Annotated in this window: 13 protein-coding genes; 8 read left to right on the forward strand and 5 right to left on the reverse strand. The window is 43.2% G+C overall.

Annotated features, from left to right (window positions below):
• The first annotated feature begins 369 nt into the window (after nt 1–369).
• The 6 genes from OTG27_RS23270 to OTG27_RS23295 all read left to right on the forward strand — a co-directional run bounded on the left by OTG27_RS23270 (nt 370) and on the right by OTG27_RS23295 (nt 8,028).
• A complete protein-coding gene (locus OTG27_RS23270; protein ID WP_372464603.1) occupies nt 370–1,728 on the forward strand; it encodes an NAD(P)-dependent oxidoreductase in 1,359 nt (452 codons plus the stop codon).
• Nucleotides 1,729–1,755: 27 nt separating this feature from the next.
• The gene (preA, locus tag OTG27_RS23275) at nt 1,756–3,042 is read left to right on the forward strand and encodes an NAD-dependent dihydropyrimidine dehydrogenase subunit PreA (protein WP_034304903.1); all 1,287 of its coding nucleotides are present in this window, start codon (nt 1,756–1,758) and stop codon (nt 3,040–3,042) included.
• Nucleotides 3,043–3,056: 14 nt separating this feature from the next.
• A complete protein-coding gene (gene hydA / locus OTG27_RS23280; protein WP_034304900.1) occupies nt 3,057–4,475 on the forward strand; it encodes a dihydropyrimidinase in 1,419 nt (472 codons plus the stop codon).
• Nucleotides 4,476–4,516: 41 nt separating this feature from the next.
• Complete coding sequence (locus OTG27_RS23285; protein ID WP_053537075.1) at nt 4,517–6,001, forward strand: NCS1 family transporter; 1,485 nt, start codon at nt 4,517–4,519, stop codon at nt 5,999–6,001.
• Nucleotides 6,002–6,017: 16 nt separating this feature from the next.
• Nucleotides 6,018–6,236, forward strand: a complete 219-nt coding sequence (locus OTG27_RS23290) for a hypothetical protein (RefSeq protein WP_034304894.1) — start codon at nt 6,018–6,020, stop codon at nt 6,234–6,236.
• Nucleotides 6,237–6,393: 157 nt separating this feature from the next.
• The gene (locus tag OTG27_RS23295) at nt 6,394–8,028 is read left to right on the forward strand and encodes a PucR family transcriptional regulator (RefSeq protein WP_098866078.1); all 1,635 of its coding nucleotides are present in this window, start codon (nt 6,394–6,396) and stop codon (nt 8,026–8,028) included.
• 126 nt (nt 8,029–8,154) lie between these two features.
• Here OTG27_RS23295 and yhfH (OTG27_RS23300) read toward each other — a convergent pair whose 3' ends face one another.
• Genes yhfH (OTG27_RS23300) through yhfH (OTG27_RS23320) form a run of 5 tightly spaced genes read right to left on the reverse strand, consistent with a single transcriptional unit; the run spans nt 8,155 to nt 8,970 of the window.
• Nucleotides 8,155–8,295, reverse strand: a complete 141-nt coding sequence (yhfH, locus tag OTG27_RS23300; RefSeq protein ID WP_082854479.1) for a protein YhfH — start codon at nt 8,293–8,295, stop codon at nt 8,155–8,157.
• A gap of 28 nt (nt 8,296–8,323) precedes the next feature.
• A complete protein-coding gene (gene yhfH, locus OTG27_RS23305; RefSeq protein ID WP_134784280.1) occupies nt 8,324–8,461 on the reverse strand; it encodes a protein YhfH in 138 nt (45 codons plus the stop codon).
• 25 nt (nt 8,462–8,486) lie between these two features.
• Nucleotides 8,487–8,624 carry a protein YhfH gene (gene yhfH, locus OTG27_RS23310; protein ID WP_082196596.1) on the reverse strand — a complete coding sequence of 46 codons (138 nt, stop codon included), beginning with the start codon at nt 8,622–8,624 and terminating at the stop codon, nt 8,487–8,489.
• A 30-nt stretch (nt 8,625–8,654) separates the two neighbouring features.
• Complete coding sequence (gene yhfH, locus OTG27_RS23315) at nt 8,655–8,792, reverse strand: protein YhfH (protein ID WP_082162914.1); 138 nt, start codon at nt 8,790–8,792, stop codon at nt 8,655–8,657.
• A gap of 43 nt (nt 8,793–8,835) precedes the next feature.
• Entirely contained in the window at nt 8,836–8,970 is a 135-nt protein-coding gene (gene yhfH, locus OTG27_RS23320; RefSeq protein ID WP_255294699.1) for a protein YhfH, read from the reverse strand.
• A 480-nt stretch (nt 8,971–9,450) separates the two neighbouring features.
• On the opposite strand from yhfH (OTG27_RS23320), the gene OTG27_RS23325 reads away from it, so the two are divergent.
• Nucleotides 9,451–10,341: a diacylglycerol/lipid kinase family protein gene (locus tag OTG27_RS23325; RefSeq protein WP_268938281.1), complete on the forward strand. Its 891-nt coding sequence runs from the start codon at nt 9,451–9,453 to the stop codon at nt 10,339–10,341.
• Nucleotides 10,342–10,575: 234 nt separating this feature from the next.
• On the forward strand, nt 10,576–12,609 hold the full coding sequence (locus OTG27_RS23330; RefSeq protein ID WP_268938282.1) for a Na+/H+ antiporter: 2,034 nt from the start codon (nt 10,576–10,578) through the stop codon (nt 12,607–12,609).
• The last annotated feature ends 20 nt before the right edge of the window (nt 12,610–12,629 follow it).

Below are 12,629 nucleotides of genomic sequence, written 5' to 3' on the forward strand. Positions count from 1 at the left end.
GCAAATTTAGAGACTGGGAATACTTTACACTTTGTATAATGTAACTTGCTTTTCAACATTATAGAATAAAGAATACTCAATTCTCTGATTTATCATCAGGATTTGAGTTTTTAAGATTAGTAGGGGGGGCTTTTTGAAGGAAACAGGGACCGGGCGTGGCCAGTGAGAGAATGAGAGAGAAAATAATAAACAAAATGAGAGATTCTTGGCTGGGAAATCGCCATGACTTGTTAGGTGATTAAATGGATGTAAACCATGTTGGCAATGCTTTCAATCGTTTAAATATGAGGACAGTAGAGAGAATGCACGCAATTCCTCCCTTTTTATTTTTCAAAAATAAATGTTTGGAAGGAGAAATAGTGGATGAGTATGACAAGCCCGTTAAAAGGTGGTCTAGAGATTAACTTTCAGGAAGCGGAGAGGGGATTATCCCCAAGGGAAGCTTTGGAAGAATCGAATCGATGTTTATACTGCTATGATGCCCCATGTATCCAAGCCTGTCCGACCGGAATAGATATTCCCGGTTTTATCAAGAAGATAGCATCAGGTAATTTTAAAGGGTCGGCCAAGACAATCATGACGGCCAATCCTGTCGGTGCCAGCTGTGCGCGGGTATGTCCGACTGAAGAGTTATGTGAGGGGGCATGTGTCCTGAACCATTCTACAAAGCCGATCATGATCGGCAATCTCCAGCGTTATTCCACAGATTGGGCCATCCAAAATAAACAAGCCCTATTCAAGGCCGGGAAGAAGAATGGCAAAAAAGTTGCCATTGTAGGAAGCGGTCCGGCGGGTTTGTCTGCAGCAAGGGAGTTAGCCTTGCTTGGCTACAGTGTAACCATTTTCGAAGCTGAAAAGAATCCAGGCGGATTAAATACTTACGGAATTGTATCGTTCCGTTTACCTCAGAGCATTTCTTATTGGGAAGTCGAACAAGTAAAGAGTTTGGATGTTGATATTAAAACGAATACACGGGTCGGGGTGGATGTTTCCGCAAATCAGCTGACTGCCGACCATGATGCGGTCATTTTAGCGATAGGCATGTCCGATGTTCCTAAGCTTGGGATTGAAGGGGAGGATTTAGCTGAAGTTTATGATGCAATCGATTTCGTAAAGGCAACGAAAACAGGGACAATCACTGATAAATTCATTGGGAAGAAGATGGCGGTGATTGGGGCTGGAAACACGGCGATCGACGCCGCGACCTGTTCTATTCGCCTGGGCGCCGAACAGGTGAGCATTATTTATCGTCGTACCCAAAAGGAAATGACTGCCTATGATTTTGAGTATGAGTTTGCCAAACAAGAAGGTGTCGGTTTTCACTGGCTGACTGCCCCCTCCAGGATCCTATCGGATGAAAGCGGTCAGGTAACGGGTATCGAGTGCGTAAAAATGGTGCTTAGCGAGGCAGGTGAAGATGGCCGGCGCCGTCCAGTCCAAATTTCCGGATCAGAGTTCGTCATTCCGGTCGATGGCGTCATTCGTGCCATAGGCCAATCAAGGTATGTAGGATTGATTGAACAGTTCGGCATTCAACATGATGATGGCGTCGTGACATTGGAGGGTGATTCCTACAGGACATCGAATGAAAAGATCTTTGCGTGCGGTGACGTGATCTTCGGAAAAGGCCAAGGTGAGGCAATGGTTGTTTCAGCTGCCCAGCAAGGGAAAAAGACAGCCTATGAAATTGATTCGATTTTGATGGGCGGAGCGGTGGATATTGCTTAAATAACTATGAAAAATAGGAGGCTTATCATGGCTGATTTATCAATTGATCTTGCAGGTATTAAATCTCCCAATCCTTTTTGGCTTGCTTCAGCACCACCTACTAATTCGGGTTATCAAGTTCAGCGTGCATTTGAAGCTGGCTGGGGAGGAGCTGTTTGGAAGACATTGGGTGACCCCATCCTGAATGTCTCATCACGTTTTGCAGCGGTCAGTTTTAATGGACAAAGAGTTGCCGGGTTCAACAATATAGAATTGATAACGGACCGTCCGCTGGAAGTGAATCTGAAGGAAATATATGAAACGAAGAAGAGGTTCCCTGATCATGCAATCATTGCATCGGTGATGGTGGAGCCACAACAGGAAAAGTGGCATGAGATCATCAAGCGCATAGAAGATGTAGGGGTCGATGGTTACGAGTTGAACTTTGGCTGCCCGCACGGTATGGCTGAGCGTGGGATGGGAGCTGCTTCGGGACAGGTTCCAGAACTGGTTGAAAAGCAAACATACTGGGCGAAGGAAGCTGCATCCAAGCCCGTCATCGTCAAGCTTACACCCAATATAACCGACATTACGGTTACGGCTGAAGCGGCGGTGCGCGGCGGTGCGGATGCAATAAGCATGATCAATACGATCAACAGCTTGGCAGGAGTGGATATCCATTCATGGAATACGATTCCCCATGTAGGCGGCAAGGGGGCTCACGGAGGGTATTGCGGTCCAGCTGTGAAGCCGATTGCTTTGAATATGGTGGCAGAGTGTGCAAGGAATAAAATGATCAATGTTCCCATTTCGGGAATTGGCGGCATTTCAAATTGGCAGGATACGGTGGAATTTTTGCTGATGGGTTCGACTGGAGTGCAAATTTGCACAGCTGCCATGCATCACGGTTTTAGAATAGTTGAAGACTTGATCGATGGACTGTCCAATTATCTTGATGAAAAAGGGATATCCTCCGTGATGGATATTGTCGGTAAGTCCGTACCGCGCTATTCCGACTGGGGGAACTTAGATCTTAATTATAAGGTCGTTGCGCGCATTAATAATGATGTGTGCATTAACTGCAATAAATGCCATATTGCGTGTGAAGATACATCGCATCAATGTATAGATATGTTAAAGGACACGTCAGGCAGCTCATTCTTGAGAGTGCGCGAAGAGGATTGCGTAGGCTGTAATCTTTGCTCGATCGTCTGTCCGGCCGATGGGGCGATTGATATGATCGAATTGACAAATGAATTGCCGCCAATGACGTGGAATGAACGCCAATCGTTCCTTGGGGGCATAAGCAGTGAAAGTGTTGATTTCGTAAAATAATGGAGGGGTCGAATATGAAGAAAATCATTAAAAATGGAACGATTGCAACGGCTGCAGATACGTATCAAGCGGATATATTGATTGAAAATGAGAAGATTGCAATGATTGGCAAGGACCTGTCGGCTGAGGGGGCTGAAATCATTGATGCAAAAGGCGCATATATTTTTCCGGGGGGCATAGATCCGCATACCCATCTCGATATGCCGTTTGGCGGGACAACGACAAAGGATGATTATGAAACAGGTACAATCGCTGCTGCATATGGAGGCACGACAACGATCATCGATTTTTGCCTGACCGAAAAAGGGGTGCCTTTAAAGAAAGCAATTGAAACATGGCATGAAAAGGCCAATGAAAAGGCGGCCATAGATTATGGTTTTCATTTAATGATCAGTGAGATTAATGATGAAGTATTGGCTGAGTTGCCAAGTATCATCGATAATGAAGGGATTTCGTCCTTTAAAGTATTCATGGCTTACAAGAATGTTTTTCAAGCTGATGATGCCACGCTATACCGCACTTTGTTGCAAGCAAAGGAACTTGGCGCACTTGTTATGGTTCATGCTGAAAATGGTGATGTCATCGATTATCTTACAAAGCAGGCCCTTGCCGAAGGGAACACCGATCCAATTTACCATGCATTAACAAGACCTCCGGAGCTTGAAGGGGAAGCAACTGGACGTGCAGCTAAACTGACGGAAATGGCAAATGGCCAGCTCTATGTCGTTCATGTCACCTGTGAAGATGCGGTTGAAAAGATCACTGAGGCAAGGAATAAAGGGGTGGATATTTGGGGTGAGACTTGTCCGCAATATTTGGTTCTTGACCAGTCTTATCTTGAAAAGCCCCATTTTGAAGGATCTAAGTATGTATGGTCCCCGCCGTTAAGGGAGAAGAAAAACCAGGAAGTGCTATGGAATGCTTTGAAAACGGGGCAGCTGCAAACGATCGGCTCCGATCAATGCTCTTTTGACTTTAAGGGACAGAAGGAACTTGGACGTGAAGATTTCACGAAAATACCGAACGGCGGCCCAACGATAGAGGACCGCATGAGTATCCTCTTTTCTGAAGGGGTCATGAAAGAGCGCATTACCTTGAATCAATTCGTCGACATGACCTCTACACGTGCTGCCAAACTATTTGGATTATTCCCTAAGAAAGGGACGATTGCCGTAGGCTCGGATGCTGATATTGTCATTTTTGACCCGAAGGTTGAAAGGGCCATTTCTGCAGATACTCATCACATGGCGGTGGATTATAATGCGTTTGAGGGTATGGAAATTACGGGTGAGCCGGTTTCCGTTTTATCGAGAGGTCAATTCGTCATTAAAGACAAACAATTTGTGGGCGAAGCTGGAAAAGGACAATTCTTGAAACGGGCAAAATATAATTCGGCGTTGAAGCCGGATACCGGGAAGAAGCTTACAGTCTGACTTCGGTAAGGAATCTTGCAAATTAAATTAGGGGGATTTTTATGAGTGAGAAGAAAGATTATTTAAAGTCTCCCGATTTGCTGCCTATACCTCATAGTGAGAAAAACATAAGTGCAGCCGGATTTGGTTTCATTTGGGTGGGCATGGCTGTAGTATTGGCTGCCTTCGCGATCGGTGGGAACGGTGTTCAAAGTTTATCCTTAGGCTGGGTCGTTCTTGCAACGGTCATTGCCTGTGTGGTTCTCGGCTTTTTGATGACAATGACAGGGGATATCGGTGTTGAACATGGAATATCATTTCCAGTCTATATGAGGGCGCCGTTCGGTACGATTGGCACCCACATCCCTTCGGTTGTGCGCGGTTTTGTAGCGTCATGCTGGTTCGGCCTCAATACTTACTTTGGAGCCACTGCAATGAACGCTATCTTTACAACTCTTTTTGACTTTGATAATTGGTTTATCTGCTTCCTCATTTTTGCCGTTTTACAATTAGTCAACACGGCAATGGGAATAAAGTCGATTGAACGATTCGCCGACTTGGCGGCGCCCGTCATCATTCTAATTTCTGGATGGATGTATTTCACCCTATCCGATCAGGCTGTGGCCCAAGGAAGGGAGGTATGGTCCTGGATTGAAAGTCCGGTCACTGGCGGGGCCGCCGCAACGGCTTTCATGGTCGTCATTATGGCAAATATGGGATTTTGGGGCACATTGACTGCAGATATGCCGACGCTTTCCCGCTATATAAAGGCACCAAAAAATGAAAAAAATTGGTTCAAACGCAATAAGGGGCAAATAATTGGGAATATTATCACCTATCCCATCACCCAGACGTTCATGGTGATTATCGGAGCGGTTTCTTATATGGCTGTTTCCAATTATGACCCTGTAGTTGCCATACAGGGATCAGCAAGTGGAATTGCCCTCGGCGTCCTTTTGATCATGATCGTATTTGCTCAATGGTCGACGAATACTACGGCCAATGTCATTCCCGCAGCTACCATTTTCTCCAATGTCATGGGTCCTAAAATGCCATTTTGGGCGGGAGTCGTTGTAGCGGGGGTTATTGGGATAGTAGTTCAGCCATGGAGCCTGTTCGGCATCATCATAGAAGTTTTATTAATAATAGGTGGAATCCTGGCGTCCATTGTCGGCATCCTGGTAGCGGATTACTATTTCCTTCGTAAACGGAGAGTCAATGTACAAGAACTCTATGAAAGTGAAGGCCAGTATAAGTACTTGAATGGAGTGAATTGGGCAGGAATCATTTCTTGGGTGATTGGAGGAATCGGTGCCACGATTTTTTCGAATTATTCGTTTATTATCGGTTTCCTTCTCGGCGGTGCTAGTTATTTTATATTGGCTAAGTATTGGTGGTTCAAGCGATATGAACAAGCTGAAATCATCGATCCGAGCGATGAGAAATATTTAGGCATTTCAGTTGGAAGGGATTGGATAATCGGAAAAGGTCCAGAACTTGAGGAAGAGATGGTTTTTACGGCTTCGACCGGCAAGGAGAACGTTTGAAAAAGGGGGAATGTAAATGTCCGAATATCAAGAGTATCGCTTAGAAAGGGAACAAATCGATTTTTTGCTTGAAAGAGGATATCGAATCACCCGGGTTTCCGAAAGTTTAAGTGGAGCCTTTCTCGATTTTGAACTGATTGAAGGAACGAAGCAGGAATGGAAGCAATTGAACATCAAAACCCCGGAAGGAAGGAAATACTTCTCTACATTGCTTTTTAAAAAAAAATTGAATTGAAATAGTCATGGACCGGGCCTATTCCTCACGAATGGGTCCTTTTTGTTCGAGTTTTTTGTAGAATTTTGACGTTAGATTTTCTGACAAGTGTCTGGAGATTTAAGGGTTGTCCGTTTATAATAGATTTTAAAGCGGTTTTATAAAAGGATGTGGCTGGATGAATACATCGATTACAATCGAGGAAATTCTAACACGCAAGCATTTTAATCTGACGGATATAATTGCAGGAAGCAGTGGGATAAAGCGTCAAGTGAAGTGGGTCCACTGCATGGAAGTCACCCAAATCAGCCATTTGTTAAATGGAAACGAACTGATACTGACTACCGGTTTAGGGTGGAAAGACTGCGATGACACATTTCTATCCTACTTAAGACAGTTAATAGAATGCGATGCAGCTGGACTCTGTATAGAGATGGGCGCCAACACCATGGCAGTGCCGCAATGTGCCATCGATCTCGCAAATGAACGGCAATTCCCTATCATCCTATTTCATGAAGAAGTCCCTTTCGTGGAAATCACGCAGGATATACATTCCCTTATCATCAATAAACAATATCAGATGATCTCCAACTTAGAAAACTACTCACAGCAGTTAAATAAAAATCTCCTCGAAATTGACCATTATGAACCAATTCTAAAATTTCTCCACAGCTATTTACATGTACAGGTTATTCTTATCTTTAATGAAAATGAAATAGCCAGTATTCCAAAAATAAAGAAAAAATCAACCTATCAAATGGTAGCGGACATATATGAAGAGAAGCGGAAGTTGGATAAAACCGTTCTTGGACAGCCGATTCAAGTGCTTGGCGAAAATTATGCTGAACTGCTCATTTGCAGCAACGGCAGGGAGTTGACTGATTTTGATTCATTGATCTTGGATCGAACGGCTACCGCATTGGCACAGCATCTATTAAGGGAGTTGTATATAGAAGAAAAGAAAATGTCGGAAGAAAGTATATGGCTTACAAATTGGATTGAAGGTGAATATAGTGACGAAGCGATCCGGGAGAGGCTTTCCTATATTGATCCAAAAATGCAGTTGGATGGCGGAATTGTCTGCATTTGCAAACAACACCCAAAGTATAATAAAAATTCCGCAAAATTAGATGGAACCTATTTTAAGATAATGTTTAGAACTGTTTTTGAACAGTACGGCTTTCAGATATTTTCCATGGAAATACAACAACATCTTGTTTTTATTTTAGGTGATAATCGTTCATCCGAAGATTGGAAATCAAGGGTTACAAGCGCGCTGGATCGAATCATGAAAATGGATGTAAGCGGGCGTAATCGTATGGGGCTGCTTTCCATTGGTTTTGGTAAGCATGTTCAAAGGTTAAGTGAGATTTATAAGAGTTATGAAACGGCCCGAGAAACGTTGCTGCTTCAGGATACATTGCCAGAGGATGACAGGAGCTTCTTTTATCAGGACTTACATATGCATCGCATGATTTCACTCATAAATAAACATGGCAATCTGGAGGAAACGGTATATGAATATTTAGGTCCTGTCATTGAATACGACAAGCAAAACAATGGAGAGCTAATGCCTACCCTGAAGACATACCTTGCCTGTAACGGTTCTAAACAGGAAACATCAAAACAATTATTCATTGTCCGGCAAACGTTATATCATAGGCTTGAAAAATTGGAGAAACTGCTAGGTTCTGATTTTATGCGCTCCGATAAGCGTCTGGGCCTTGAATTCATGATTTTTGCATTGGACTTCTTACAATACAGCAGCAGGAAGATCAGCGGGAAGTATGTAGATAAATATATTGGGAGATGAAAAGATAGTAAGACTGAAGGGTGTCCAGGGGACATCCTTTTTTGAATTCAAGGAAGGGAGGCAGATAACAAGGTTAATGCTGACATCAACATGGCCTATATAGGTCCTTGATGTCAGCATCTTTTATTAATATTCATCTTTTTTGGAAAGGCAGCGGTCACATTCCAAGAGGTAGGATTCAGCTTGTTCAATGATATGGCTCCCGCATTCCGTACATTGTTTAGGCGGCAGTGTCCTGAAGAATTCCAATGGATTTTTGGTTTGCATGATGATTCCTCCTTATGATTCGGTTTAATCAGTCTTCGCGTTTGGAAAGGCAGTGGTCACATTCCATCAAGTAAGATTCAGCTTGTTCAGTGATATGAGTTCCGCACTCCGTACATTGTTTAGGCGGCAGTGTCCTGAAGAATTCCAGTGGGTTTTTGGTTTGCATGATGATTCCTCCTTATGATTTGGTTTCAGTCTTCGCGTTTGGAAAGGCAGTGGTCACATTCCATCAAGTAAGATTCAGCTTGTTCAGTGATATGGGTTCCGCACTCCGTACATTGTTTAGGCGGCAGTGTCCTGAAGAATTCCAGTGGATTTATAGTTTGCATGATGGTTCCTCCTTTTTGATTTTGGTTTAATCAGTCTTCGCGTCTGGAAAGGCAGCGGTCACATTCCATTAAGTAGGATTCAGCATGCTCGATAATATGGTCACCGCACTCAGGGCAATGTTTAGCAGGGATATTGTTAAAAAACTCAATGGATTTTTTCATTTGCATGATGATTTCCTCCTTTTAATGTTAGATATATTTTCCGGTCGCTTTATTCTTCACGTTTGGAAAGGCAGCGATCGCATTCCATCAGATAGGAATTTGAATGGTCCACATGTGTTTCACCACATTCCGGGCAATGTTTAAATGAATCGATTATGACTAAATCTGATTGATTTGCTTGCATGTCTCGCTCCCCCTCTTTATAGTACAGTTTTTGTTGTTTGCTTGTTGTTATAATACAGTATATACCCGAATCTGGAAAATGTATAGGTATTTTACAGAAAATTTGAAATTTTTTTCACCCATAGTGTGAAAACCCTATTGGAAAGGGATTTATCATCTGTATATTTTTTTATTTTTCTCCACGTCAAGTAGGAAATGAAAGAAATAATGCTTTTTATAAAACGAAAAAACAATCAGGGAGTGAAACGGACAAACAATTTTCAATGTGTTGAGTGGGGCATTAATATAACAGATGGGAAACAGGAGGTTGGGTGATCATTGAATGCCTGTTTCACAGTCGATGTAACATAAAAGAACTTGTTCCAAAATGTCAGCAAAATCCAAACGGCAGCGATTTATATGTAAGTTCCTGTCTGGATGGTTTTAATACTTCAGTAAAGAGGTAACTTGCTAGTAGAAGTACAATAATGGGAGGTAGTATATGTCGAAAGCGATGATTATCGTCAATCCATCTTCAGGCAAGGAAAAGGCAGGGAAGATTTTGCCGAAAGCGGAAAAGGCACTAGGGGAACTTTTTGATGAGGTATGCGTTCGTAAAACGGAAGGAGAGGGGGATGCGACGGGTTTTGCAAAGGAGGCCTGTGCAGAAAGATTCGATGCTGTCATTTCCATGGGTGGTGATGGAACGGTGAACGAGATAGTGAATGGCTTGGGCGAGCAGCAGCATCGACCTATCTTCGGGATCATTCCACTAGGAACCATCAATGATTTCGCCAGGTCTTTGGGAATACCACTGAATCCCAATGCAGCCATCGAGATATTGAAGGATATGCATATTAAGGAATCGGACATAGGGAAGATCAATGACCGTTACTTCATGAATGTGTTGGCGGTAGGGGCAATCGCGGAGGCCACCTATAATGTTTCCGTTGAACAAAAAACCCGTCTTGGGTCTTTTGCATATTTCATTGAAGGAGCAAAAGCGATCATTAAAAAGACTCCGTTTCCTTTAACGGTTGAACATGATCACGGGAAGTGGATGGGGGAGGCTCATTTACTGATTGCAACCATGACTAACTCTGTCGGCGGTTTTGAACAACTTGCACCAGAGGCGGAAGTGAATGATGGAAAGCTGCACACATTCATCATTAAGGATTTATCTCTTCCTCTCATCGTCAAGATCATTCCCAGTTTGATCAGGGGGGAGATCATGGGGAATGACGAAGTCGAATATATTAAAACATCCAAGCTCCATTTAACCACGTCAGAGGAACTTGCAGTCAATATCGATGGCGATGAAGGCATTCTTCTTCCTTTCCAGGCAAATGTACTGCATAAACATCTTCGTCTATTCGTCCCGGGAACTAAATGAGTCGTTTAGTTCCCATTTCTTTCAACATGTGGGGAAAGCTGATCATGGTTTAGCCAATCAGCTTTTTTCTTTGCGGGTGTTCATCGTACACAACGTAAGCTCCTTCGCATTTTATAAAAGGTATCATTATTCAGAAGGATTCCAGGTTAGAATAGTTAATGCATGATTGACTGGGTATAAATATGTTACGCTTATATTTATGATTATAGATGAGAGAGGAAGTTTGATGTTCGTATGGAGTTTTTTCTTGTTATATTAGCCCTTCTTATATTGATAGGAGTGTCTAATGTAATTAACCATTTTATACCCTTTATACCTGTACCATTAATACAAATATCACTCGGTGTCATATTGGCACTTTTACCCCTGGGCATGCATGTTGAGATGGAGACGGAATTATTTTTGCTATTATTCATCGCACCCCTATTGTTCAATGATGGCAAAAATGTACCCCGAACAGCACTATGGAAGTTGAGAGCACCCATTCTGATGCTTGCACTGGGCCTCGTATTCATAACGGTTTGGGCAGGCGGGTATTTAATTAATTGGATGATCCCTTCGATACCATTGCCTGCAGCATTCGCTTTGGCGGCCATTCTGTCACCTACGGATGTAGTGGCAGTAAGCGCTTTGGCGAGTCGTGTCAAATTGCCGAAGAGCATCATGCACCTTCTTGAAGGCGAAGGGCTGATGAATGATGCCTCAGGTTTAGTTGCCTTTAAGTTTGCCGTTGCAGCTACAGTCACTGGTGTTTTCTCCTTAGTCGACGCAACCTTCAGTTTCATATGGATTGCAATTGGTGGGTTTGTAGGTGGAGCGATACTAGCTTTCATCATTATCAGGCTTCGTGTATTTCTTCGCCGTTTAGGGATGGAAGATGTCACGATGCATATGCTTATCCAAATCCTGACTCCTTTTATTATTTTCCTCGCTGTGGAACATTTCCACCTTTCTGGGATTTTGGCAGTCGTGGCTGGGGGAATTGTCCATGCCATTGAACGAGATCGGGAAATTTCACCAACAGTGGAACTTCAAGTCGTTTCAAAGAGTACATGGTCCGTCATTTTATATGTATTGAATGGTCTTGTATTCGTTTTGCTTGGCTTGCAAATCCCAAGCGTTGCGAAAACGATCTTTCAAGATCCAGCCTTCAATAATGGACAAGTGATCCTTTATATCGTGATCATTACACTTTTCCTTTTCGCTTTACGATTCATTTGGCTAACGGCTGCCTGGTCGATTGGCTGGATGACGAAAAAAGCGGGAGCCCAAAAACCGGACTTCAAAGCGGCCGGGATCATTACCATTTCCGGAGTTCGCGGAGCTGTAACGTTAGCGGGTTCGTTCTCGATTCCATATGTGTTGGCAGATGGAAGTCCTTTTCCTGAGCGTTCATTAATCATTTTCATTGCAGCAGGTGTCATATTGCTGACACTGATTGTTGCGAGTGTATTTCTGCCAATCGTGGCACGGTCGGAAGAAGAGGAAGTGGTGGATAAGCAGGCTGACAAAACGAAAGCTGCTGCCATCCACTCACATCAAGCCGCTATACGGGTGATTGAGTCCCAAATGACAGATGAAAACCGGGAAGCGGCTTTGTCGATCATATCCAGGTATTGTACCAAGATCAATGAACTGTCCTATGTAGAACAGGAGAAAGAACCGGCCGCATTAAGGGAAGAAGAGAAGGATCTTCGCTTCAAAGCCCTTGAAGCAGAGCAAAGATTCCTTGATAAACTCATTAAGGATGAAAAGGTGGACCGGGAGACGGCGTATATATGCAAGGAATATATCCAGCGTATGGAAGGTGCCGTAACAAATCGACTGAAGTTCCGTTTTTTTAGGTCAGTAACGCTGTTCAGGAGAAGTATGCTGAGGGTTTTAAAATTATTTTTCCCTAATAAAAGTGAAATAAGAAAAATCAATCTTAAGAGATTGGAAAAGGTCAGGGATCTTAAAATCAGGATGTATAAAGCCGCCATCCAAGAGATACAGGCCGGAATTACAGCCGATAATCATAAGACATCCTCGATGATCATAGACGAGTATAAAGTGTTGATTTTAAAATGCAAACGTGAGAACAGAGGAAGTACCCCGAGTAAAATGGTTGAGTATGAAAGGGAGCTGTTCTATAAAGCGATCCAGGCAGAACGGGACGAAGTGCAGGATATGTTTGAAAAACGACAAATCTCCCGTGATGTTGCCAACATACTCCGCCAGCAAATCAATTTACGGGAAGCACTCACTATCAATGAAAATACACATTGATTATACAGAAGGAGCACTGT

Source organism: Peribacillus sp. AS_2, assembly GCF_026891895.1.
Classification (GTDB): Bacteria; Bacillota; Bacilli; order Bacillales; family DSM-1321; genus Peribacillus; species Peribacillus frigoritolerans.